Raw genomic sequence first — 23,186 nt, forward strand, 5'->3', positions numbered from 1 at the left:
GTCGGCAGCGACTGCCTGCCTCGTTACCGGCAGGTTGCGTTCTGGATGCGATGCTTTCACGCGACCGTCGCCTGTCAAGCGAAACCGGCTCGACGTCGACCCCCGCGTGAGCAACCTCACCACGGCCGTGCTAGGCCCGCCACTCGGCGGGGCGAGGCTGCTTGCGCCGGCCGCGGATACCTGCGTAGCCGGAGTCAGGAGACGACGCGCAAGGCGTCCGGCACGGAGCGCAGGCGCAGCGCCGTCGCGGTGCCGAGGTGGTCGCCGTCGACCTGCCAGCCCTGCGGCCGCCCCGCGGTCAGCGACAGCTCCGGCACGTCGTGCCGACGGTGCAGTCCGCGACCCCGGAGCTGCGGCCGGGGGGACAGGGCCTGGCGCAGGGTGCGCAGCATGCCGACCGGGTTCGTGCGGCCCAGACCGAAGACGTCGAGACCGGTGTCGAAGGAGGCCTCGGGGGAGGGGTTGACCGGCCGCGCGCCCAGGTAGGTCCACGGGCTGACGTTGGAGATCAGGCAGAGGAAGAGGTCCTCGACCGGGGCCTCGCCGGGGACCTGCAGGGTCATGGCCGGCCGCCGCCGCTCGCGGCCCACCAGGAAGGCGCTGGTCGCCTCCCGGACGTACAGCGCCCCCGTGGAGCGGCGACCGCGGGACCGCTGCGCCTCCACCCGCGCGATGACCTCGGCGTCGAATCCGAGGCCGGCGGCGAAGACGAACCAGCGAGGCGTCGTCCACCCCGGCTGCTGCGCCGCGTCGACCTCGGCGGCGCGGGCGGCGGCGTCCGGGTCCCCACCGGCCAGCGGGGCGGTGCTGGTGCCTGCGGCGCTCGCCGTCCCCAGGGACACCGTGCGGGTCCGGCCGGCCCGGATCGAGGCGAGAATCTCGGCGGTGGCCTCCACCGGGTCCCGGGACCTGCCGAGCGCGCGGGAGAACACGTTGGTCGAACCGCCGGGCACGACGGCCAGCATGGGCAGGTCGGGGCGGGGGCCCTTCCCGAGCAGCCCGTTGACCACCTCGTTGACGGTGCCGTCGCCCCCGAGCGTGACCACCAGGTCCAGCCCGTCGGCCGCGGCGCACGCGCCCAGCTCCCGACCGTGCCCGCGGTGCGCGGTCTCGGCGACGTCGACCTTCAACTCGCTGGCCAGGGCGCCGACCAGGACGTCGCGCATCTTGGCGGTGGTGCTGGTCGCCGCCGGGTTGACCACCACGAGCGCACGCATGATCTCCAGGCTAACTGCGGGCCGTTGCGGGGCGTGGGAGGTGCGCTCGACGACGACGCCGGCCGGGGGCGGGACCGCGTAATCTCGCCGTCGTGCCCGAGCAGACGCCGTCGCCGCGCCGGCTGGCCGATCGCCTCTTCGGTGCGGTCACCGCCGCGCCCGACCCGCGGCCGCGGCAGCCGCGCCCCGAGGCCCCCTCGGCGGTGCGCCACGCCGCCGTGCTCGTCGCCGTGGAGTCCGCCTGCCTGGTCGCGCTCGCCGCGGTGCTGCTGTGGCTGACCCTCACCGGGGACCCCGAGAGCGTGTCCCGTGCCCTGGCCGAGGTCGTCCTCGCGGGGTTGGTCGCGGGCCTGCTGGGCGCGGCCGCCGCGGGGCTGCGCCGCCTCGCCGGCTGGGCGCGCGGACCGGTGATCGCCCTGCAGATCTTCTTCGCCGCCTCCGGCTTCGTCGCGGCCTTCCAGGCCGGCCGTCCCGGGATCGGCGTCCCGCTGCTGGCCGTGTCCGCGGCCGTGCTCTACCTGCTGCTGACGCCCGAGGCGCGGCTCGCCTACCTGGACCGTTAGGCCCCCTTCAGGGGCCCGCCCCGAGCGCGCGAGGGGTGGGGAGAAGGGGGTCCTTCTTCAGACGAGGTCGATGACGTCGGCGATCGAGTCGAGGATCCGCCCGGGGCGGAACGGGAACTTGGCCACGTCGGCCGCCGCGGTGGAGCCGGAGAGCACGAGGATCGTGTCCAGCCCGGCCTCGATGCCGGCGACGACGTCGGTGTCCATGCGGTCGCCGACCATGATCGTGGACTCCGAGTGCGCCTCGATCCGGTTCATCGCGCTGCGGAACATCATCGGGTTCGGCTTGCCCACGAAGTAGGGCTCGGCGCCCGTCGCGCGGGTGATCATCGCCGCGACCGACCCGGTGGCCGGCAGCGGACCCTCCGGCGAGGGGCCGGTCACGTCCGGGTTGGTGGCGATGAACCGTGCACCGCGGCCGACCAGGCGGATCGCGCGGGTGATGGCCTCGAAGGAGTAGGTGCGCGTCTCGCCGAGCACCACGTAGTCCGGGTCGGTGTCGGTCATGACGTACCCGACCTCGTGCAGCGCGGTGGTCAGGCCGGCCTCGCCGATCACGTAGGCGGAGCCACCCGGGAGCTGGGTGTGCAGGAAGTCGGCGGTGGCCAGCGCGGAGGTCCAGAGGGACTCCTCCGGCACGTGCAGCCCGGTACGGGCGAGGCGCGCGGCGAGGTCACGGGGCGTGAAGATCGAGTTGTTGGTGAGGACGAGGAAGCGGCGGCCGCGATCGACCAGCCGCTCGAGGAACTCGGCCGCTCCGGGGAGCGCCTTCTCCTCGTGGACGAGGACGCCGTCCATGTCGGTCAGCCAGCACTCCGCGGGGAGGCGCTCGGTGGTCACGTCGGCCACGCTAGTGCCCGGAGGGGACCGGGAGCGGTCCTACGGCCGGCCGGCGTCGGCGAAGCCGGCGAGGGCGTCGTCGGTGAGCCGGAAGACGGTCCACTCGTCCATGGGGACGGCGCCCGCGGCGCGGTAGAAGTCGATCGACGGGGTGTTCCAGTCGAGGACCGACCACTCCAGGCGCGAGTAGCCCCGCTCCACGCAGACCGCCGCCAGCGTTCGGAGCAGCTCCCGGCCCAGCCCCCGCCCGCGGTGCCCGGGCTGCACGTACAGGTCCTCCAGGTAGATGCCGTGGGTGCCCCGCCAGGTGGAGAAGTTGAGGAACCACAGCGCCACGCCCACGATCTGCCCGTCGTCGTCCTGGGCGACGTGGCCGAACAGGGCGGGGGAGTCGCTGAACAGGCACGCGTGGAGCTGCTCCTCGGTGAGCCGCACCTCCGACAGGGCGCGCTCGTAGTCGGCCAGCTCCCGCACCAGCCCCACCACCACCGGGACGTCGTCCGGACGGATCGGCCGCACGCTCACGTGCCCTCCTCGCCGGCGCTCGTCGTTCCCGTGCCCGCCGCTGCTCTGTCCTCTCGTGACCTCGCGAGCTCGGTCACGAGAGCGCCTCCTTCACCGAGGCCGGCACGAAGCGGGCCAGCGGGGTCAGCACCGGCACCAGCACCGGTGCGGACAGGTAGCCGTAGGCCAGCACGATGGCGGTGACGACCGGCGCCACCGCGACGGCGACGACGAGCACCGCGGCCACCGCCACCGGGCCGTAGGGCTTGCCGCTGCGCGGACTGACCAGCGAGCGGAACGAGCGGTAGCGGACGTTGCTCACCATCAGCAGCGCCGGGACCGCCATGACGAGCAGCACCCACAGCCGGTCGCGGCCCTGCATCTGGTCGCCGAACGCGAACACCGACGCCAGCACCACGCCGGCCGCGCCGGGGCTGGGCAGGCCGGTGAAGTACCGCTTGTCGGCGGTCGGGTCGATGGTGACGTTGAAGCGGGCCAGCCGGATGGCCGCGCACGCCACCCACAGGAAGCAGACCACCCAGCCCAGCAGGTCCCACTCGTCGCGGCCCTCGGAGAAGAGGGTGAAGGCCACCAGGGAGGGCGCGAGCCCGAAGGAGACGAGGTCGGCGAGGGAGTCGAACTGCAGCCCGAAGGGCGTCACGGCGCCGACCTTGCGGGCCACGGCGCCGTCGACGATGTCGAAGAGCACCGACAACCCGATGAGGATCGCGGCCAGCCCGTGCTCGCCGCGGATGGAGACCAGGATCGCGCCGAAGCCGCACCCCATGTTGGCCAGGGTGAACAAGCTGGGCAGGGTCGCCAGGGCGCGTCGGCGGGAGCCGCGGACGGACCCCCGGACGAACTCGACGGTAGCCGTGCGCCGTGTCGGCACCGGGGACCTCAGCGGGTCGCGGGCCAGCGGGCGATGACGGTCTCGCCGCCCCGCACGCGCTGTCCCTTCGTCACGGTGAGCTCGCACTCGAGCGGCACGAAGACGTCCATCCGGGAGCCGAACTTCATCAGGCCCATCCGTTCGCCGGTCTCGAGGCGCTGGCCGACGCCGGTGCGGGTGACGATCCGGCGGGCCAGGACGCCGACGATCTGCCGGAAGACGACGGTGCGGGTGGTGGGGCCCTCGACGTTGCGGAGCCGCAGCTCGCTGCGCTCGTTGCGGTGGGCGGACTCCCGCCGGTAGGCGGCCAGGAAGCTGCCCGGGCGGTACGAGCTCTCGACCACCTCGCCGCGGTAGGGGGATCGGTTGACGTGCACGTCGACGACGGACAGGAAGACGCTCACCTGCTGCCAGTCGCCGTCGGGCGCCACGCCCTCCTGCGGCTCGCCGGCGACCATGACGACGCCGTCGGCGGGGGAGAGAACCTCGTCGGGCGCGGGCGGCTCCCGGTCGCAGCGCCGGTCGGGATCCCGGAAGAAGAGGGCCATGTAGGCCGACAGCGCCAGGAACGGCCATCCGGCCCGGCCCATGCCGCGGCGTCCGGTCACCCGGCCGGCGACCGACAGCACGGCAGCCGGGACCAGGGGTCCGGAGAGGAAAGGCCACCCGGCCCGGTCGATGCGCATCGTGACTGAACCGTACCGGCCCGCGGACCGGCCGGTCGGGGGTCCGCCTAGGCCGGCCCGGACACCCGTGCCGGATCAGCGCCCTGCTCGGAGTCGCGGTCGCGCGGGCTCCCGCCGTACCAGTCGAGGCACACCATCGTCGCGTCGTCCTGCAGGTCGTCGTTCGTGGCCCGCAGGATGGCCGAGCCCAGCTCGTGGACCACCTCGCGAGGATGGAGGTGGGAGCTCTCGGCCAGTGCCTGCCCGACGTCCAGGTTGACGGCGTTGCGCTCCTGCATGCCGTCGGTGAGCAGGACGATGCGGTCCCCGGGCTCGAGGGAGAACTCCTGGACCTCGAAGGTCTTGCCCGGGATGACGCCGAACGGTGGCTCGATGCGCAGCTCCACCTCCTCGACCCTGCCGTTGCGGAGGCGCAGCGGGAGCGGATGACCGGCGTTCACGATCGCGGCCGTGCCGGCATGCAGGTCGATCCGCATCAGCTGACCGGTGACGAACTGCCCGGGCGGCGCGTTCTCGGCGAGGGCGTCATTGGCGTGCCCGGCCTGCGCCTCCAGATCGAGCCCCTTCCGCCGCCCGTTGCGCAGTGCCCCGACCAGCAGGGTCGCCAGCAGCGCGGCGGACACCTGATGGCCGACCGCGTCGGTGATCGACACCTGGAGCGAATCGCGGTCCAGCGTGTAGTCGAACGTGTCCCCGCCGACCGAGCTCGCCGGCTCGAGCCAGCCGGCGAGCGTGAACTGCCCCGCCTCGCAGGTGTAGGAGGCCGGGAGCAGGCGGCGCTGGATCTCGGCGGCGAGAGCGAACGGCGTGGAGCGCTGGCCCCACTCGAAGACGTCCGTGTGCCTGCGGGCGGCGATGACGACGTAGGCGAGCGCGTGGGCGGCGCTCACGATGTCGCCGACCTCCGCCGGCGAGGGGGGACGGCGGAGCACGAGGTCGAGCAGACCTATCGCGTCCCCGCGATCGGTGACCGGGACGATCATCCGGGCACCCTCGTCCAGCCGCTGGACGTCGGCCTGCTGGGTGCGCAGGACGCGCTCGTACACGGTTCCGGCCAGCGGGAGGGTCTGGGCCTGCTCGACGCCGTGGCTGCGGGCCCCGTCGACCCGGTCCGTGGACGTGAGGCGGACGACTGCCCGGCCGGTGAAGTCCGTGATCAGCAGGCTCGCGTCCCGCGCGTCCACCATGTCGCCGAGCGTGGACGCCACGGCCTGCACCGCCTCGATCGGTGGTGCGTTCTCGACCCGCCGGAGCAGAGCGCCGATGTCGATCAAGAGATCCTCCGACCCGCGCATGGGCAGACCCCAGGCGCACGCGCGGGCGCGCTCGGGCGTGGAGGACAGACGACTGCCGGGCCGCCCACGAGGGCGACCCGGCAGCCGGCCCCGTCCAGAGGCTCACCCCGAGCTGGCGAGGGGTGAGGAGGACGGGGTGTTTCTTCAGGCGGCCTTGGTCTCCCAGAAGATCTTGTCGATCTCGGCGATGTGGTCCAGCAGCTTCTGGCCCTCGGCGGGGTCCATGCTGCCCTTGCCGCCGGCGGCGCCGGCCTGCTTGGTGGCCTTGTTGAACAGCTCGTGCAGGTGCGGGTACTTCTCGAAGTGCGGGGCCTTGAAGTAGTCGGTCCAGAGCACCCACAGGTGGTGCTTGACCAGCTCGGCGCGCTGCTCCTTGATGAGCACGCAGCGCATCTTGAAGACCTCGTCGTCGCTGCCCTGGAACTTCTCCTGGATGGCCTTGACGGACTCCGCCTCGATGCGGGCCTGGGCGGGGTCGTAGACGCCGCAGGGGAGGTCGCAGTGCGCGGTGGCCTCCACGGCGGAGAACAGGCGGGTGAGACGCATGGAGGTGCCTCCGAATGTCGTGGAAAACGGTCGTCTGCGACCCTACCCGCGGTGAGCGACGTCGACAGTGCGGGTGACCAGCGGATACCGCCCCTGGCCAGCGCCTGGGCGCTCGCCCGGGTGCGCGGCCCCTCCATGTCGCCGACCGTGGCGTCCGGGGACCTGCTGATGGTCCGCCGGGTCCGCGACGCGACGTCGGTCCGGGACGGCGACGTCGTCCTGGCGCGGTTCCCGGCCCGGCCGGAGCTGCTCGTGGTCAAGCGCGTGCACCACGCCGTCGACGGTGGTCACTGGGTGCAGGGCGACAACGCGTTAGTCACCGACGACAGCCGGGCGTTCGGTACCGCCGTCGTGGTGGGCCGCGTCGTGGGCAGGCTGTGGCCGCGGCCGGGCCCGCTCCGGCCCGCGCCGGCCGCCGGGTGAGTCAGCGACCGCGCAGCTCGGCGTACCGGGCCATGCTCTCCGCGTAGGTGGGCAGCAGGCCCTGCTCCTGCGCCTCGGCCAGCGTGGGCGCCTCGCGGTCCTTGGCCGACAGCTCGAGCTCGACGTCGGCCGGCCAGGGCAGGTCCAGCACCGGGTCCAGCGGGTGGAGACCGAACTCGCGGGCGGGGTCATAGCCGCTGGAGACCAGGTAGGTGACCGAACTGCCGTCGGCGAGCGAGACGAACGCGTGACCCAGCCCCTCGGCGAGGTACACGGCCCGCGGCTGCTCGCTGTCCAGCAGCACGCTGTCGTGCACGCCGAAGGTGGGCGAGCCGACCCGCACGTCGACGACGACGTCGAGCACCCGGCCCACCGGGCAGTAGATGTACTTGGCCTGCCCCGGCGGGACCAGGGCGAAGTGCACGCCGCGGAGGGCGCCCCGCGCGGAGACGCTGTGGTTGGCCTGGGCGAGGGTCAGCGGGTGTCCCACTGACTGGGACAGCACGTCGGCGCGGTACCACTCCGTGAAACGGCCCCGTGTGTCGCCGTGTGGCACCAGGTCGACGACGTAGCTGTCCGACACGGCCAGTTCGCGGATCTCCACGGGGGCACGGTAGCGGCAGGAGTGCCCACGGCCACGGTTACGCTCTTGCATCCATGAGCGGGATTCGGCGCGCACAGGACGACGACCAGACCGACCGCTTCGCCGACGACCCGGCGTTCGCGGTGCACGAGGGCGGGAAGCTCTCGGTGGTACCCACGCGCAGGATCGAGTCGATCGCCGACCTGTCGCTCACCTACACCCCCGGCGTCGCGCGCGTGTCCAGCGCCATCGCGGCCGAGCCGGCCCTGGCGCGCCGGTTCACCTGGGCTCCGCGGGTGGTCGCCGTCGTCTCCGACGGCACGGCCGTCCTCGGGCTGGGCGACATCGGGCCGGCCGCGGCCCTGCCGGTGATGGAGGGCAAGGCGTGCCTGTTCTCCGAGTTCGCCGGTCTCGACGCCGTGCCGATCGTGCTGGCGACGACGGACGTGGACCAGATCGTGGACACGGTCGTGGCGATCGCCCCGTCCTTCGGGGGCATCAACCTCGAGGACATCAGCGCGCCCCGCTGCTTCGAGATCGAGGCCCGGCTGCGCGAGCGGCTGTCCATCCCGGTCATGCACGACGACCAGCACGGGACGGCGATCGTCGTGCTCGCCGCGCTGCGCAACGCCGCCCGGGTGACCGGCCGGACCCTCGCGGACCTGCGGGTGGTGGTCTCCGGCGCCGGTGCGGCCGGGGTGGCGTGCACCAAGATCCTGCTGGAGGCGGGCGTCGGGGAGCTCGCGGTGGCCGACTCGCGCGGCCTGCTGCACGCCGGCCGCGGCGACCTCTCCTCGAGCAAGCAGTGGCTGGTCGAGAACACCAACTCCGCCGGTCACGCCGGGACGATGGCCGACGCCCTCGCCGGCGCGGACGTCTACCTGGGGCTCTCGGGCGGCACGGTGCCGGAGTCGGCGATCGCGGCCATGGCCGACGACTGCATCGTCTTCTCGCTGGCCAACCCCATCCCCGAGGTGGACCCGCAGATGGCGGCCCGGCACGCCGCCGTCGTCGCCACCGGGCGCAGCGACCTGGCCAACCAGATCAACAACGTCCTGGCCTTCCCGGGTGTGTTCCGCGGCGCCATCGACGCCGGGGCCACGAGCATCACAGAGGAGATGAAGCTGGCGGCCGCCGAGGCGATCGCCGGCGTCGTCGGGGACGACCTGCATCCGGACTACATCGTGCCGAGCCCGCTGGACCGGCGAGTGGCCACCGCTGTCGCCGACGCCGTCGCCGCCTGTGCCCGGGAGCAGCACATCACGGTCTGAATCGGCCCTAGCCGCCGAGCATGCCGCTGCCGTCGCTGTTCGAACCGTGGGCGGGTGCGCCCGGGCTCGGGGGCAGGTGCGGCGAGCCCGTGTCGGCTCTCCGCTGGCGACGGTCGGCGACCAGCACGAGCACCAGCAGCAGCACGGCGGCGCCGGCCGCCCAGATCAGCAGTTCCACGTCGGTCCTCCCGGGGTCGGTCTCAACCGGAGCTGACGAACCGGTCGACGACCGGGTCGAACGTCTCACGGACGTCGGTGTTGATCCAGAGGAACGCAACGGTGGCGACCAGGAACAGCGGCACCAGGATCGACTTCTCCACGGTGGCGCCGGTGCGCAGCGGCAGGAAGACCAGGCGTCCGCGGTTGACCAGCCACAGCAGGGGAGTGGGCACGCCGGCCGTGGTGATGGCGTCGCCGACGATGTGGGTGAGCACGCCGGCGGCCACGGCCCAGGGGAGCCAGCCCGGCTGCGGGCTGTGCTCGAGGAGCTGCCAGGCGCCGCCCCAGGACAGGGCCAGGTTGCCCAGCACGGTGTTCTCGGTCCGTCCCGGGATGACGAAGTGCAGCGCCCTCAGGGCCAGCCCGATGGCCAGCGCCATGAGCAGCAGGCTGGACCAGTACGTGTCGGCGGCGAGCACGGCCAGCCCGCCGAAGGCCGCCGGGGCGAGGAGGGCGTCGTGGGTGCCCCAGCGGTGTCCGCCGGCCAGCCGGCCCACCGCGCCGGAGGGGACGTCGGTCACCGGCCCCCACATGTCCGAGACGGTCGAGCCCCGCTGGTCGAGATCGGGCAGCATCGCGAACCCGCCGACGGCGGCCACCCAGGAGATCTGCGCGACCGCGCCGTGGACGGGGGCCCAGGGGAGCGTCGCGGCCCCGACCGCCAGACCGGAGAGCGCGTGCGAGTGACCGAGCATTCACCCAGCGTGCAGTGGCCGCGCCGGGACGAGCGGTAGGCGCGCGACAACAGTGCGATCCTCCGGATCGCTCCGCGGCCACGAGCCGTCCTCCGGCAGCGTGGAGCCCCGTCGCTCGGACACGGGAGGAGCCTCCGGCCCCGTCCGTCCCTCGCAGGGCGGCTCCCGTCTACTCCTCGTCGTCCGGGTCAGCGCCGCCGCGGGCCAGCCAGGTGGCCAGCCGCTCGACGGGCACCTCGAAGTCGGGGTGCTGGTCGACGAACGCCTGCAGCTGGTCGGCGAGCCAGGCGAGGGTCACCTGCTCCTCGCCGCGCCGCTCGGCGAGCTCCTCCAGGCCGCGATCGGTGAAGTACATGCCGCAGAACCTACGACGCCCGGTCCCCGAGTAGATCTGGGACCGGGCGTCGACGGGGGACCGGGCTCAGTCGGCGAAGGCCTCGGCGACGAGCTGGCGCTGCTCGACGTCGTGCACCTTGGCCGAGCCGACGGCGGGGCTGGCCGACGCACGACGGCTGACGCGCCGGAAGGTCCGCCCCTGCGGCAGGTGCTCGGGGAGGTTGACGGCCATGAATTGCCAGGCGCCCATGTTCGCCGGCTCCTCCTGCACCCACACCACGTCGGTGGCGTTCGGGTACTGCTCCAGCGCGTCGGCGATCTGCTGGACCGGCAGCGGGTAGAGCTGCTCGACCCGGATCACGGCGACGTCGGTCGTGCCCTCGGACTCGCGCTGCGCCATGAGGTCGTAGGCGACCTTGCCGCTGCACAGCAGCACCCGACGGACGGCGGAGCCGTCCAGCGGCGTGCCGCCCACACCCGGGTCGGGCAGGACGGGCCGGAAGACCTCGTCGGTGAAGTCGCTGACCGGGCTGACCGCCACCTTGGCCCGCAGCAGCGACTTGGGCGTGAACACGACCAGCGGCCGGTGCACGTCCGAGAGCGCCTGGCGGCGGAGCAGGTGGAAGTAGTTGCCGGGCGTCGTGCAGTTCGCGACGGTCATGTTGTTCTCCGCCGACAGCTGCAGGAAGCGCTCGGGCCGGCCGCTGGAGTGGTCCGGGCCCTGGCCCTCCATGCCGTGCGGCAGCAGCAGGACGACGCCGGAGCGCTGGCCCCACTTGGCCTCGCCGGAGCTGATGAACTCGTCGATGACCATCTGGGCGCCGTCGACGAAGTCGCCGAACTGGGCCTCCCAGAGCACCAGGGCCTTCGGGTTGGCGACCGAGTAGCCGTACTCGAAGCCCACGGCCGCGTACTCGCTCAGCAGCGAGTCGTAGACGAAGAACTTCGCCTGGTCGTCGGTGAGGTTGGCCAGCGGCGTGTACTCCGAGCCGTTCTCCCGGTCGATGAGCACCGAGTGCCGCTGCACGAAGGTGCCGCGCCGCGAGTCCTGCCCGGCCAGCCGGACGGGGACGCCCTGCATGAGCAGGGAGCCGAAGGCGAGCAGCTCGCCCATCGCCCAGTCGATGCCGCCCTCGGTCACCATCGCGGCGCGCCGCTCGAGCATCTTCTTGAGCTTCGGGTGCGGGGTGAAGTCGGTCGGGAAGGAGACGTGCGCGTCGCCGATGGCCTTGAGCACCTCGGGGGTGATCGCCGTCGTGAGCTGCGACTCCTCCGCGGTGCGCGGGTCCATGACCGGCTCGGGCTTCGAGGAGTCCTTGGCGTCGTGCGTCTCGGCGAACGCCCGCTCCAGCTGGCCGCGGTAGTCCTTGAGGGCCTCCTCGGCGTCCTCGAGGGTGATGTCGCCACGACCCACCAGCGCCTCGGTGTAGAGCTTCCGGACCGAGCGCTTGCGGTCGATGATGTCGTACATCAGCGGCTGGGTCATCGACGGGTCGTCGCCCTCGTTGTGCCCGCGGCGGCGGTAGCAGACGAGGTCGACGACGACGTCCTTCCGGAACGCCTGCCGGTACTCCACGGCCAGCCGGGCCACCCGCACGCACGCCTCGGGGTCGTCGCCGTTCACGTGGAAGATCGGCGCGTTGACCATGCGGGCCACGTCGGTCGAGTAGAGGGTCGAGCGGGCCGAGGCGGGGCTCGTCGTGAAGCCCACCTGGTTGTTGATGACCACGTGCACGGTGCCGCCGGTGCGGTAGCCGCGCAGCTGCGACAGGTTCAGCGTCTCCTGGATGACGCCCTGGCCGGCGAAGGCGGAGTCACCGTGCAGCAGCACGGGCAGGACGGTGAACCCCTGCTCACCCTTGTCGATCATGTCCTGCTTGGCGCGGACGATGCCCTCGAGGACCGGGTTGACCGTCTCGAGGTGGGAGGGGTTGCTCGCCAGCGAGACCGCGATCTCCGCCTCGGTCCGGAACGGGTTGCGGAAGGTGCCCTCGGCGCCGAGGTGGTACTTGACGTCCCCGGAGCCCTGCACCGTCGACGGGTCGATGTTCCCCTCGAACTCGCCGAAGATCTTGGCGTAGCTCTTGCCGAGCACGTTGGCCAGCACGTTGAGCCGGCCGCGGTGCGCCATGGCGATGGCGACCTCGTCGAGGCCGTGCTCGGTGCCGGCGATCAGCACCTCGTCGAGGATCGGGATGACCGACTCGCCGCCCTCGAGGCTGAAGCGCTTCTGCCCGACGTACTTGGTCTGCAGGAAGGTCTCGAACGCCTCAGCGGCGTTGAGCCGGCCGAGGATGTGCTTCTGCTTCTCGCGCTCGGGCTGCTCGTGGGCCACCTCGATGCGCTTCTGCAGCCACTCGCGCTCCTCGGGGTCGGTGATGTGCATGTACTCCACGCCGACGGTGCGGCAGTAGGAGTTGCGCAGCACGCCGAGGATGTCGCGCAGCGGCATCATCCGCTCGCCGGCGAAGCCGCCGACCGGGAACGTGCGGTCGAGGTCCCAGAGGGTCAGGCCGTGCTCGCGGATGTCGAGGTCGGGGTGGGTGCGGACCTTGAACTCGAGCGGGTCGGTGTCGGCCATGAGGTGGCCGTTGCGCCGGTAGGCCTCGATGACCTCGATGACGCGCGCTTCCTTGTCGATCTGCCCCTCGTGGCTGAACCGGACGTCGGGCATCCAGCGCACCGGCTCGTACGGGATCCGCAGCGAGCGGAAGACCTCGTCGTAGAAGCCGTCCTCGCCGAGGAGCAGTCCGTGCAGGGTGCGCAGGAAGTCGCCGGACTCCGCACCCTGGATGACGCGGTGGTCGTAGGTGGAGGTGAGCGTGATGATCTTGGAGATGCCCATCTCGGTGAGCGCCTCGGGGCTCATCCCCTGGAACTCCGCCGGGTACTCCATGGCGCCGACGCCGATGATCGCGCCCTGGCCCGCGGTCAGCCGCGGTACCGAGTGGTTGGTGCCGATCGTGCCCGGGTTGGTCAGGCTGATCGTGGTGCCGGAGAAGTCCTCCATGGTCAGCTTGTTGTTCCGCGCCCGGCGGATGATGTCCTCGTAGGCGGCCCAGAACTGGGCGAAGTCCATCTCCTCGGCGGACTTGATCGAGGCGACCACGAGCGACCGCGAGCCGTCGGGCTTCGGCAGGTCGATGGCCAGACCGAAGTTCACGTGCTCCGGCTGGACGTGCACCGGCTTGCCGTCGACCTCGGCGAACGCGCTGTTCATGTTCGGGAAGGCGTCGAGCGCGCGCACCAGCGCGTAGCCGATGAGGTGGGTGAAGGAGATCTTCCCGCCCCGGGCGCGCTTGAGGTGGTTGTTGATCACGATGCGGTTGTCGGCCAGCAGCTTGGCCGGCACCGCACGCACGCTCGTCGCCGTCGGCACGGTGAGCGAGGCGTTCATGTTCTTGACGACGGCCGCGGCGGCGCCGCGCAGCGGCGACTGCTTGGCACCCTCGGCCGGGGCCGGGGTCGCCGGCTTCGGTGCGGAGGGGGTCGGTTGCTTGCCGGCGCGTTCTGCGGTGCGGTCGACCACGGTTTCCTCGGACTGCGACTCGACGCGCGCCGGGCGCGCGGAGGTGGACGGGGCGGCGGGAGCCGGGGCCTTGCCCGGCGCGGCCGGCGCCTGGGTCGGCGCGGCCGGGGCCTGCGTCGGCGCCGCGGCGGGTGCGGGTGCGCTGGCGCGGCCGCCGCCCTCGAGCGGGCTGCCGGGCCGGTAGTCGGCGAAGAACTCGTGCCAGGCCTGGTCCACGCTGGACGGATCGGCCTGGTACTGCTGGTACATCTCCTCGACCAGCCACTCGTTGGTGCCGAAGCCCGTCACCGGGGACTGGGCGGAGGGCCGGGTTGAGTTCTCGCTTGACACGGGGTCGAGTGCCTTCTTCGTCTCTGGGCTGCGTCGTCAGGGCATCGCTGGCTGAGGGGGCAGTCTACGCCCGTCGGCGGTGCCGGACCCGGCGCGGGAGGAGCCGCGTCGCGGGTCCGGCTCCGGTCAGACGACGTCGCGCCGGACCGCCAGCAGGGTCCCCAGGAGGGCGGCGAGCAGGCCGTACGCCAGGAGGAGCAGGCCGCCCTGCCAGGCCGCGAGGAGCCCCGGCGTCTCGAAGTCGCTGGTGAGCGACTGCACCGCACCGCCGGGGAGCCACTTGTAGACGTCGCGGATCGCTCCGATGGCCGAGACGATCGACTCGACCACGAGCAGGTACACCAGCGCGCCGACGATGGCGCCCACCTGGTTGCGCAGCAGCGCCCCGACTCCCACGCCGATGATCGTGAACAGGACCAGCACCACGAAGGACATCGCCAGGGTGGTCAGGTTGTCCCCGCTCAGGGAGGGGGCGTCGCCGCGCGCGCCGGCGTAGATCATCACGACGAGCACGTTGATGGCCAGGACGACCAGGGCGAACGGGACCGCGGCCAGGGCGTAGGCGATCAGCTTGGCGAGGACCACGTGGCTGCGCCGGGGGGTGGTCAGGAAGGTCGGCGTGGCGGTCCGGTGCCGGTACTCCTGGGTCATGCCGATGATCCCCAGGATCAGCATCAGGATGTACGCCTGCGCGCCGACCGAGAGCGCGAGCTCCTCGTACACCGGGTTGCCGACCGGGGGGATGCCCGGCCCGCCGTCGGTCTCGGCGCCCGCCAGGGCGGTGAACAGGACGGCGAAACCGGCCACCATCACGACCGCGCCCAGCAGCAGGCCGAGCCACACCTTGGTCGTGAAGAGCTTGGTCCACTCGGCGCGGACGAGGGCGATCATCGGGCTGCTCCCTGGGCGACCGGAGCGCCGGCCGTCGGAGCGGCGAACTGCTCCTGGCCGGCGGTGAGCTGGAAGTAGATCTCCTCGAGCCCGCTGGTGTGCGGCCGCAGCTCGTGCAGCTCCACCCCCGCGGCGAAGGCCCGGGCGCCGATCTCGGCGGCCGAGCGGCCGGTGACGGTGAGCGCGCAGTCCCCGTCCTGTGCCACCTGGGCGCCCTCGCTCCGCAGGACCTCGGTCAGCCGCTGGGCCTCGGGGCTGCGCACGACCACCGTCCCGGCGTTGGCGGCACCGGCGCGCAGGTCGGCGATGGATCCCTCGCGGACCAGGCGGCCGGCGCCCACGATCACGACGCGGTCGGCGGTCTGCTCGACCTCGGAGAGCAGATGGCTGGAGACCAGGACCGTGCGCCCCTGGTCGTGCGCCAGGTGCCGGAGGAAGCCGCGCAGCCACTGGATGCCCTCGGGGTCCAGCCCGTTGGCCGGCTCGTCGAGGATCAGCACGCCGGGGTCGCCCAGCAACGCGGCGGCCAGCGCCAGCCGCTGCCGCATGCCGAGGGAGTAGCTGCCCGCGCGGCGTCCGCCGGCGTCGAGCAGGCCGACCTGGCGCAGCACCTCGTCGGCGCGCTCGACCGGCAGCCCGGCGGCGCGGCAGTACACCCGGAGGTGGTTGCGCCCTGACCGGGCGGGGTGGAAGGCGGTCTCGAGCACCGCGCCGACCGTGCGCGTGGGGTCCGGCAGCGCCGCGTAGGGGACGCCGTCGAAGGTGGCCGTCCCGGTGTCGGGACGGATGAGCCCGAGCACCATGCGGAGGGTGGTGGTCTTGCCGGCGCCGTTGGGTCCGAGGAAGCCGGTGACCGAACCCGGCTCGACGGTGAAGCCCAGGTCGCTCACCGCCCGGACGGCCCCGAAGGACTTGGTCAGGCCGCGTACCTCGACCCGCACGGGGCCGGTCGGCGCGGCCGATGCGCTGGAAATGGCGTGCTCCTCGTCGTCGGCCCGTTACCCGGGCATCCAATCGCACCCGGCCCCCCACGCGGGAGTCCCGTCGCCCGGTCGGCGCTTCCCCGGGCCCGGCCGGCGGGGGCGTCGGGGACGGGTGCCCCGGTGCGTCGGCGCTGGTGGGGCGCGCACCGCGTCGTCCTCCCGCCCGGCCGGCGGAGCGGCTCTCCGGGTGTCCCCGTGCAATTCGGTCGCCTAGAGTGCGCGCCGTGAGCGACAGCGCGAACGCCTACCGCACGGTCGTCGTCGGCACCGACGGGTCGGAATCCTCTCTGCGGGCCGTGTCCCGGGCCGGGTCCATCGCCGGTGCGTGCGGGGCCACCCTCGTCATCGCCTGCGCCTACCTGCCCACCGAGACCGACGACCGGGAGCTCTCCCGCGCGCAGGACGTCCTGGGCGACGAGGCCTACCAGGTCGTGGGATCGCACCCCGCCGAGGACACCGTGCGCACCGCGGCCGAGCGGGCCGCCGCGGCCGGCGCACGCAGCGTGCGCACCATCGCGGTCCAGGGCTCGCCGGTCGAGGCGCTGCTCGACGTCGTCCGCCGCGAGGACGCCGACCTGCTCGTGGTCGGCAACCGGGGCCTGAACGGCATCAAGGGCCGGCTGCTCGGCTCGGTCCCGGCCGACGCCACCCGCCGCTCGACGTGCGACGTGCTCGTCGTCCACACCACCGGCTGAGCCCGGGTTCGCATGGACGACCCCGGGCCCCTCCCGGGCTCCGACGCCCGGGACGCGCTGGAGCGGTTGCTGCTCGACGGCCCGCGCCGGTACACCCGGCTGCAGATCGCCGAGATGGCCGGCATGCCGCCGTCCCGGACGCAGCGGCTGTGGCGCGCGTTGGGCTTCCCCGATGCCGCGGACGACGCGGTGGCCTTCACCGACGCCGACGTGCAGGCGCTGCACGTGCTGTCGACGCTGATCGACTCCGGCTTCGTGGGCCCCGACACGGAGGCCTCGATCGCCCGGGCCATGGGCCAGTCGCTCTCCCGGCTGGCCGACTGGCAGACCGACATGCTCGCCGACGCCCTCGCCCGCGGCGCCGGGACCGACACCGAGCCGGGGGAGCGCGCCGCCGCCACGGCCGACGAGGCGGTCGCGGCAGCCGAGGAACTGCTGCCCCGGTTGCGGGAGGTGCAGGACTACGTCTGGCGCCGCCACCTGGCGGCCAACGCGGAACGGCTGCTGGCCGTGACCGGCAGCGGCGACCGGCGGGAGCTCGCGGTCGGGTTCGTCGACCTCGTCGGCTACACCTCCCGCAGCCGCGGCATGGGTGGGCAGGAACTCGGGGAGATGGTCGAGGACTTCGAGAGCACCGCCGCGGAGGTCATCGCCCGCCACCACGGCCGGGTCGTCAAGACCGTCGGTGACGGCGTCCTGTTCACCGCGGCGACGGCGGCCGACGCGGTGGAGATCGGTCTCCTGCTGCCCCAGGTCTGGGACACCGAGGAGCGGCTGCCGCTGCGGGTCGGGGCCGCGTACGGGCGGGTGCTCACGCGGCTGGGTGACATCTACTCACCGGTGGTCAACCTGGCGGCCCGGCTGACCTCCCTCGCCCGGCCCGGGACCCTGCTGGTCGACCGCGACCTCGCCGACCGGATCCGGGGCCTGCCCGAGTACAAGGTCCGGCCGCTGCGGCGGGTGTCGGTCCGGGGCTACGACCACCTGCAGCCGTGGCTGGTCCGCCGGCGGCGCGCCGACGACACCCCGGACGACAGCGGTTACGACGAGGACTCGTTCGACCAGGAGTGACGGGGGCCGCGACGGCGGATGGGACGCTGGGCCGGTGAGTGCCACCCTCGTCGCGCGCGGCCTGGCCGCCGGTCACGGCGCCCGCGTGCTGTTCGCCGACCTCGATCTCGTCGTCGCCCCCGGCAACGTGGTGGGACTGGTCGGGGTGAACGGCGCGGGCAAGTCCACCCTGCTGCGCACGCTGGCGGGTGAGCTGCCGCCCGAGGACGGCAGCATCGCGGTCAGCCCGCCGTCGGCGACGCTGGGCTACCTCCCGCAGGAGCACGAGCGGTACCCGGGGGAGAGCGTGCTCGCCGCCCTCGCGCGGCGGACCGGCGTCGCGACCGCCCAGAGCGCCCTCGACGACGCGACCGAGCGGCTGACCGCGGGGGAGGACGGCGCCGACGACGCCTACGGCGACGCGCTGGAGCGCTGGCTGGCCCTCGGGGGCGCCGACCTCGAGGAGCGCGCCCTCGAGGTCGTCGCCGAGGTTGCGCCCGGTGTCGGGCTCGACGCGCCGATGACCGGGCTGTCCGGCGGGCAGGCCGCGCGGGTGGGCCTGGCCTCACTGCTGCTGTCCCGCTACGACCTGCTGCTCCTCGACGAGCCCACCAACGACCTCGACCTGGCCGGCCTGGACCAGCTGGAGCGGTTCGTCGCCGGCTCGCGCGCGGGCATCGTCGTGGTCAGCCACGACCGCGAGTTCCTCTCCCGCACGGTCACCCGCGTCGTGGAGCTCGACCTCGCCCAGCAGCTGGTCCGGGTCGTCGACGGCGGCTACGAGGCCTACCTGGCCGAGCGCGAGGTGGCCCGCCGGCACGCGCGCGAGGAGTACGACGAGTTCGCCGACACCAAGGCGGGTCTCGAGGCCCGTGCGCGGATGCAGCGCAACTGGATGGCCAAGGGCGTGCGCGACTCGATCAAGAAGTCCAAGGACGGCGACAAGCACATCAAGGCGGCCAACCGCGCCTCCTCGGAGAAGCAGGCGGCCAAGGCCAAGCAGACCCAGCGGATGATCGAGCGGCTCGACGTCGTGGAGGAGCCCCGCAAGGAGTGGGAGCTGCGGATGGAGATCGCCGCAGCCCCCCGCGCCGGGGCGGTCGTCGCGACGCTGCGCGGCGCCGTCGTCCGCCGCGGGGACTTCGTGCTCGGCCCGCTGGACCTGCAGGTCGACGGGGGCGACCGGGTGGCGATCACCGGTGCGAACGGGTCGGGGAAGTCCACGCTGCTCGCGGCGCTGCTCGCCCGTGTCCCGCTGGACGAGGGGACGGCGTCGCTGGGGCCGGCGGTGCGGATCGGGGAGATCGACCAGGCCCGCGGGCTCTTCTTCGGGGCCCAGCAGCTGCTGGACGCCTTCGGTGCCGAGGTGCCCGACTGGCCGACGTCGGAGGTGCGGACGCTGCTGGCGAAGTTCGGGCTGACCGCCGAGCACGTGCTGCGGCCGGCCGAGACGCTGTCGCCGGGGGAGCGGACCCGGGCCGCGCTGGCGCTGCTGCAGGCGCGCGGCGTGAACGTGCTGGTGCTCGACGAGCCGACCAACCACCTCGACCTGCCGGCCATCGAGCAGCTGGAGCGGGCGCTGGCCGAGTACGCGGGCACGCTCCTCCTGGTCACCCACGACCGCCGGATGCTCGACGCGGTCTCCACCACCCGTCGCCTGGAGGTCTCCGGTGGACGGGTCGTCGAGATCTGACCGCTGGGCTAGGTTCGGGCGGTGACCGAGCGCCCGATCCTGGACCTGTTCCGCCTCGACGGCCGCGTCGCGGTCGTCACGGGGGCCTCCTCGGGCCTCGGGGCGGTGTTCGCCCGGGCGCTGGCCGAGGCCGGCGCCGACGTCGTCCTCGGGGCGCGACGGGTGGACCGGCTGGCCGAGACACAGCGCGCGGTGGAGGAGACCGGCCGGCGGGCGCTCGCCGCCCGCACCGACGTCGCCCTCCCGGAGGACTGCACCGGCCTCGTCGAGGCCGCGATGGCCGAGTTCGGGCGGGTCGACATCCTGGTCAACAACGCCGGGGTCGGGACGGCCTACCCGGCGACCCGCGAGACCCCCGAGCAGTTCCGCTCGGTGATCGACGTCAACCTCAACGGCTGCTACTGGATGGCGCAGGCCTGCGGGCGGGTCATGCAGCCGGGCAGCTCCATCGTCAACATCTCGAGCATGCTCGGCCTGACCACGGCCGGGCTGCCGCAGGCCGCCTACGCCGCGAGCAAGGCGGGCCTCATCGGCCTCACCCGCGACCTCGCCCAGCAGTGGACCGGGCGCAAGGGCATCAGGGTGAACGCCCTCGCTCCCGGGTTCTTCGCCTCGGAGATGACCGACGCCTATCCCGAGGAGTACCTCGACTCCCAGATGCCCCGCATCCTGGTGGGCCGCAAGGGGCGCCCCGAGGAGCTGGCGGCCGCGCTCATCTTCCTGGTGAGCGACGCCGGCGGATACGTCACCGGCACGACCATCCCGGTCGAGGGCGGGATGCTCACCAGCTGAGCCCCGGGTCGGTCAGACCCGGCCCTCGACCCGGCTGACGAGGCCGGCGATCCGCTCGGTGAGCTCCGGCCACAGCGGCCGGGGCAGGTCGTGGCCCATCCCCTCGAGGACCACCAGCTCGGCGCCGGGGACGGCGGCCGCGGTGGCGCGGCCACCCGACACGTTCACCAGGGCGTCGTCCGAGCCGTGGATCACCAGGGTGGGGACGGCCACCCGGCCGAGGTCCGCGGTCCGGTCGGGGCTGGTGACGATGGCGGCCATCTGGCGCGCCACCCCGGCCGGGTCGTGCGCCCGGTCGTAGGCGAGGCCGGCCCGCGCGCGGACCGCCTCCTCGTCGAGGGGGAAGCCGGGGGAGCCGATCACCCGGTAGGTCTCCAGCTGGCGCTGGATCGCGGCGTCCCGGTCGTGGGCCGGCGGTGCGTAGAGCACGGCCGTGGCCGCCTCCGACGCGCCGCCCACCGACCGGTCCCCGGTGGTGGACATGATCGAGGTGAGGCTGCGGACCCGCTCCGGGTACGTGATGGCGACCCGCTGGGCGATCATCCCGCCCATGGAGACCCCGACCAGGTGCACCGACTCCAGGCCCAGGACCTCGATCAGCCCGGCGGTGTCGGCCGCCATGTCGGCCAGCTCGTAGTGGACGCTCGACCGGTCCCCGCGGCGGACGTCGCCGAGGCGGGGAGTGCCGGCGGAGTGCAGGTGGGTGGACAGGCCGACGTCGCGGTTGTCGAACCGGATGACGAACAGGCCGCGCGCGGCGAGGCCGGTGCAGAACTCGTCGGCGTAGCTGATCATCTGCGAGCCCAGACCGCTCACCAGCAGCAGCGGGGTGTCCGCCCGGTCGCCGAAGGTCTCGTAGGCCAGTTCGATGTCGCCGACGGTGGCCGTCGCGATGCCGCTGCTCTGCATGACCGCGGAACCTAGTGCAGCCGGCTGAGAGGCCGGTCACTGCCCCGGGGCGGAACTGTCGGCGGCGGGTGCTGGAGTGCCTCGACCGCCGGACCCGGCGGCGCGCCGTCCGAGGAGGAACCGTGCCCGTCCAGCTGCTGAACCCCGAGGGGCTGCCCCGGCCCGAGCACTACGTCCAGGTCGCCGTCGCCACCGGCAGCCGCACCGTCCACCTCTCCGGGCAGGTGGCCCGCGACGCGGACGGCAACCCGGTGGGTCCCGGCGACCTCGCCGCCCAGGTGGCGCAGGCCTACTCGAACGTCGCCACCGCACTGGCTGCCGTGGGAGGCACCTTCGACGACGTCGCGAAGGTGACCGTCTACGTCGTCGACTGGACGCCGGAGAAGCTGGCCGATCTGGGGGCGGGGGTGGCGCGGGCGGCGGAGCGGCTGGGCGTCGACCTGCGCAAGCCGATCACCCTGCTGGGTGTGGCCGCGCTGGGCGAGCCGGACCTGCTCGTGGAGGTCGAGGCGGTCGCCGTGCTGGCGTGACGCCCGGGCCGGTGCGGAACCGGCGGATGTCGAAGAGTGCCCCCGGCAGGATTCGAACCTGCGCCCCTGCCTCCGGAGGGCAGTGCTCTATCCCCTGAGCTACGGGGGCTCGTCTCGTTCGGCAGAACCGTATCAGCCCCGGAGGGCCGGACGGGCGGAGGGCCTCAGGGCGCCGGAAGGGGTGTGCCGCCGCGCGCCGTGAGCATGTCGGTCATGGTGTCCACCTCGAAGCTCTGGGACGCCTCGATGCTCTTCGCGAGGTCCTGCACGGCGTCGACGTCGGCGTGCTCGGCGGCGTACTGCGCCATGTCGAAACCGCCCTGGTGGTGACGGATCATCAGTCGCAGGAACTCCACGTCGAAGGCGTCACCCGAGAGGCTGCGCAGATTCGCCAGTTCCGCCTCGGTGGCCATCCCGGGCATGAGCGCACCGCTGGGCATGGCCGCCATGCCGTGCCCCGCGTGGTCGCCGTCCGCCATCCAGGACATCGTGTCGCCGCCGGTGGGGGAGACACCCCACAGCGCCAGCCAGCCCTGCATGCGGCCCGCCTGGTTGGTCTGCGTGGCCGAGATGTCGAACCCCAGCGACCCGACCTCCGGGTCGTCACTCCGCTCGGCGACCAGGTTGGCCATCTCGACCCCCTGCAGGTGGTGCACGGACATGTCGCGGGCGAACCCGGCGTCGACCGAGTCCGCGGCCGGGGTCACCGGCATGCGGTCGACGGCGACGGCGACCGTGACGGCCAGCCCGCCGCCGATGAGCATGAGGCCGACGGCGATCAGGGCCAGCAGGGCTGTCCGCAGCGGCGTGCGCGAGTTCCGGACGGGCTCGGTGGGTCGGGAGGGGGTCGCGTCAGCCGTTCGACTCGCCACCCTCGGTCGCGGAGCCGTCGACGGGGGCGTCGCCCTCGTCAGGCGTCGTGGCGCTGGGGGTGTCGGCGACGACCGGGTCCGCGAGGAAGTCGGGCCGCTCGCAGGTGGCGCCGGGCTCGGGGAACTCCCCGGCCTTGAAGGTCAGCAGGTCCGCGAACTGCTCCAGCCGCTCGTCGTCCGCGGTGTCCACCTTCAGCTGCTTGCCCCAGGACTGGATGCTGATCGGGGAGTCCAGGCCCACGTAGGGCGACATCATCCGGCCGTTCACGCCCTCGACCAGCTCGGCGAGCGTCTCGATCTCGGCGTCGGACACCTCGTCGGGGTTGTAGGTGACCCAGACGCCGCCGTGCTCGAGGCTGTGCACCGCGTTCTCGTGCCGGATGTCGACCTCGTAGACCGTGCCGGTGCAGTCGGCCCAGACACCGTCGTGCTCCCCGCCGACCGGTGGGGACTCCGAGTAGTCGACCGACGTGACGACGTGGTTGCCGCCCTCGTACTCGTAGGTCTCGACGCCGGCGATCTCGTCCACCGCCTCGACCTTGTTGGCGTTCGCCTCGTTGACCTGCACCACGGCGTAACCGATGACGGCTGCGGCGAAGACGACGACGGCCAGCGCGCCCGCGATGAGGCCCCACGGGCGCTTCTGCGCGTTGGCCACCACCGCCGTGGGAGGCCGGGTCCGGCCGCCCTTGCCGCCGGCCCGGGCGCGGTTGGGGTTGCCGCCCCCCGACCGGGTGGCGCCGCCGGTGGGGCGGGCGTCGTCGGGCTTGCGGTCCTTGGCCAAGGCCACTCCTCTGATGCGGGGTGCACGGTGCGGCGGCGAGTCTAGGTCGCGAACCTGG

25 protein-coding genes and 1 tRNA gene are annotated in these 23,186 nt (G+C 73.1%); 8 read left to right on the forward strand and 18 right to left on the reverse strand.

The genetic code is table 11. The features are described from left to right. Positions 1–194: 194 nt before the first annotated feature. Positions 195–1,217: a diacylglycerol/lipid kinase family protein gene (locus RM425_RS17475; protein ID WP_311346495.1), complete on the reverse strand. Its 1,023-nt coding sequence runs from the start codon at positions 1,215–1,217 to the stop codon at positions 195–197. Positions 1,218–1,309: 92 nt separating this feature from the next. Between RM425_RS17475 and RM425_RS17480 the strand changes: the two genes are divergently transcribed. Then, the gene (locus tag RM425_RS17480) at positions 1,310–1,780 is read left to right on the forward strand and encodes a hypothetical protein (RefSeq protein ID WP_311346496.1); all 471 of its coding nucleotides are present in this window, start codon (positions 1,310–1,312) and stop codon (positions 1,778–1,780) included. A gap of 57 nt (positions 1,781–1,837) precedes the next feature. Here the strand turns inward: RM425_RS17480 and RM425_RS17485 are convergent, their stop codons facing one another. From RM425_RS17485 to sodN, 6 genes are all read right to left on the reverse strand, one after another. Beyond that, on the reverse strand, positions 1,838–2,620 hold the full coding sequence (locus tag RM425_RS17485; protein ID WP_311346497.1) for an HAD-IIA family hydrolase: 783 nt from the start codon (positions 2,618–2,620) through the stop codon (positions 1,838–1,840). A gap of 39 nt (positions 2,621–2,659) precedes the next feature. Then, complete coding sequence (locus RM425_RS17490; RefSeq protein WP_311346498.1) at positions 2,660–3,145, reverse strand: GNAT family N-acetyltransferase; 486 nt, start codon at positions 3,143–3,145, stop codon at positions 2,660–2,662. 73 nt (positions 3,146–3,218) lie between these two features. Further along, positions 3,219–3,929 carry a CDP-diacylglycerol--serine O-phosphatidyltransferase gene (pssA, locus tag RM425_RS17495; RefSeq protein ID WP_311346499.1) on the reverse strand — a complete coding sequence of 237 codons (711 nt, stop codon included), beginning with the start codon at positions 3,927–3,929 and terminating at the stop codon, positions 3,219–3,221. A 95-nt stretch (positions 3,930–4,024) separates the two neighbouring features. Further along, positions 4,025–4,702, reverse strand: a complete 678-nt coding sequence (locus RM425_RS17500; RefSeq protein ID WP_311346500.1) for a phosphatidylserine decarboxylase — start codon at positions 4,700–4,702, stop codon at positions 4,025–4,027. Between the two features lie 47 nt (positions 4,703–4,749). Continuing rightward, entirely contained in the window at positions 4,750–5,997 is a 1,248-nt protein-coding gene (locus RM425_RS17505; RefSeq protein ID WP_311346501.1) for a PP2C family protein-serine/threonine phosphatase, read from the reverse strand. A gap of 144 nt (positions 5,998–6,141) precedes the next feature. Then, positions 6,142–6,543, reverse strand: a complete 402-nt coding sequence (sodN, locus tag RM425_RS17510) for a superoxide dismutase, Ni (protein WP_311346502.1) — start codon at positions 6,541–6,543, stop codon at positions 6,142–6,144. Between the two features lie 51 nt (positions 6,544–6,594). Here sodN and RM425_RS17515 point away from each other — a divergent pair, with 51 nt between their 5' ends. Next, on the forward strand, positions 6,595–6,966 hold the full coding sequence (locus RM425_RS17515) for a S26 family signal peptidase (protein ID WP_311346503.1): 372 nt from the start codon (positions 6,595–6,597) through the stop codon (positions 6,964–6,966). Position 6,967: 1 nt separating this feature from the next. Here RM425_RS17515 and RM425_RS17520 read toward each other — a convergent pair whose 3' ends face one another. Beyond that, positions 6,968–7,570: a dTDP-4-dehydrorhamnose 3,5-epimerase family protein gene (locus RM425_RS17520; RefSeq protein WP_311346504.1), complete on the reverse strand. Its 603-nt coding sequence runs from the start codon at positions 7,568–7,570 to the stop codon at positions 6,968–6,970. Positions 7,571–7,623: 53 nt separating this feature from the next. Here RM425_RS17520 and RM425_RS17525 point away from each other — a divergent pair, with 53 nt between their 5' ends. Further along, positions 7,624–8,820: an NAD(P)-dependent malic enzyme gene (locus RM425_RS17525; RefSeq protein WP_311346505.1), complete on the forward strand. Its 1,197-nt coding sequence runs from the start codon at positions 7,624–7,626 to the stop codon at positions 8,818–8,820. A gap of 7 nt (positions 8,821–8,827) precedes the next feature. Here the strand turns inward: RM425_RS17525 and RM425_RS17530 are convergent, their stop codons facing one another. The 6 genes from RM425_RS17530 to RM425_RS17555 form a co-directional block, all read right to left on the reverse strand. Beyond that, entirely contained in the window at positions 8,828–8,998 is a 171-nt protein-coding gene (locus RM425_RS17530; RefSeq protein WP_311346506.1) for a hypothetical protein, read from the reverse strand. A 22-nt stretch (positions 8,999–9,020) separates the two neighbouring features. Next, complete coding sequence (locus tag RM425_RS17535; RefSeq protein WP_311346507.1) at positions 9,021–9,734, reverse strand: metal-dependent hydrolase; 714 nt, start codon at positions 9,732–9,734, stop codon at positions 9,021–9,023. A gap of 169 nt (positions 9,735–9,903) precedes the next feature. Next, positions 9,904–10,089 carry a DUF6104 family protein gene (locus RM425_RS17540; protein WP_311346508.1) on the reverse strand — a complete coding sequence of 62 codons (186 nt, stop codon included), beginning with the start codon at positions 10,087–10,089 and terminating at the stop codon, positions 9,904–9,906. Between the two features lie 66 nt (positions 10,090–10,155). Beyond that, complete coding sequence (locus RM425_RS17545) at positions 10,156–13,929, reverse strand: multifunctional oxoglutarate decarboxylase/oxoglutarate dehydrogenase thiamine pyrophosphate-binding subunit/dihydrolipoyllysine-residue succinyltransferase subunit (protein WP_311346509.1); 3,774 nt, start codon at positions 13,927–13,929, stop codon at positions 10,156–10,158. 126 nt (positions 13,930–14,055) lie between these two features. Further along, the gene (locus RM425_RS17550) at positions 14,056–14,820 is read right to left on the reverse strand and encodes an ABC transporter permease (RefSeq protein WP_311346510.1); all 765 of its coding nucleotides are present in this window, start codon (positions 14,818–14,820) and stop codon (positions 14,056–14,058) included. After that, a complete protein-coding gene (locus RM425_RS17555; RefSeq protein WP_311346511.1) occupies positions 14,817–15,761 on the reverse strand; it encodes an ATP-binding cassette domain-containing protein in 945 nt (314 codons plus the stop codon). Before RM425_RS17555 ends, RM425_RS17550 begins: the two co-directional genes overlap by 4 nt. Before the next feature lie 266 nt (positions 15,762–16,027). On the opposite strand from RM425_RS17555, the gene RM425_RS17560 reads away from it, so the two are divergent. The 4 genes from RM425_RS17560 to RM425_RS17575 are packed head-to-tail and all read left to right on the forward strand — an operon-like array spanning position 16,028 to position 20,033. Beyond that, the gene (locus RM425_RS17560) at positions 16,028–16,498 is read left to right on the forward strand and encodes a universal stress protein (protein ID WP_311346512.1); all 471 of its coding nucleotides are present in this window, start codon (positions 16,028–16,030) and stop codon (positions 16,496–16,498) included. A gap of 12 nt (positions 16,499–16,510) precedes the next feature. Then, positions 16,511–17,569 carry an adenylate/guanylate cyclase domain-containing protein gene (locus tag RM425_RS17565; RefSeq protein ID WP_311346513.1) on the forward strand — a complete coding sequence of 353 codons (1,059 nt, stop codon included), beginning with the start codon at positions 16,511–16,513 and terminating at the stop codon, positions 17,567–17,569. Between the two features lie 34 nt (positions 17,570–17,603). Continuing rightward, entirely contained in the window at positions 17,604–19,241 is a 1,638-nt protein-coding gene (locus RM425_RS17570) for an ABC-F family ATP-binding cassette domain-containing protein (protein WP_311346514.1), read from the forward strand. Between the two features lie 21 nt (positions 19,242–19,262). Then, on the forward strand, positions 19,263–20,033 hold the full coding sequence (locus tag RM425_RS17575) for an SDR family NAD(P)-dependent oxidoreductase (protein ID WP_311346515.1): 771 nt from the start codon (positions 19,263–19,265) through the stop codon (positions 20,031–20,033). A gap of 12 nt (positions 20,034–20,045) precedes the next feature. On the opposite strand, the gene RM425_RS17580 is transcribed toward RM425_RS17575, so the two are convergent. Continuing rightward, positions 20,046–20,942, reverse strand: coding sequence for an alpha/beta fold hydrolase (locus RM425_RS17580; protein ID WP_311346516.1), 897 nt, complete (start codon positions 20,940–20,942; stop codon positions 20,046–20,048). Between the two features lie 122 nt (positions 20,943–21,064). On the opposite strand from RM425_RS17580, the gene RM425_RS17585 reads away from it, so the two are divergent. Continuing rightward, positions 21,065–21,472, forward strand: a complete 408-nt coding sequence (locus RM425_RS17585; RefSeq protein WP_311346517.1) for a RidA family protein — start codon at positions 21,065–21,067, stop codon at positions 21,470–21,472. A gap of 37 nt (positions 21,473–21,509) precedes the next feature. Here RM425_RS17585 and RM425_RS17590 read toward each other — a convergent pair. The 3 genes from RM425_RS17590 to RM425_RS17600 all read right to left on the reverse strand — a co-directional run bounded on the left by RM425_RS17590 (position 21,510) and on the right by RM425_RS17600 (position 23,134). Then, a tRNA-Arg gene (locus tag RM425_RS17590) sits at positions 21,510–21,581 on the reverse strand. Between the two features lie 55 nt (positions 21,582–21,636). Then, positions 21,637–22,344, reverse strand: a complete 708-nt coding sequence (locus tag RM425_RS17595; RefSeq protein ID WP_311346518.1) for a DUF305 domain-containing protein — start codon at positions 22,342–22,344, stop codon at positions 21,637–21,639. After that, positions 22,325–23,134, reverse strand: a complete 810-nt coding sequence (locus RM425_RS17600) for a DUF3105 domain-containing protein (protein ID WP_396137063.1) — start codon at positions 23,132–23,134, stop codon at positions 22,325–22,327. The genes RM425_RS17595 and RM425_RS17600 overlap by 20 nt, the downstream gene beginning before the upstream one ends. Between the last annotated feature and the right edge of the window lie 52 nt (positions 23,135–23,186).

Origin of the sequence: Blastococcus goldschmidtiae, assembly GCF_031845325.1 — a bacterium.
Taxonomy (GTDB): domain Bacteria; phylum Actinomycetota; class Actinomycetes; order Mycobacteriales; family Geodermatophilaceae; genus Blastococcus; species Blastococcus goldschmidtiae.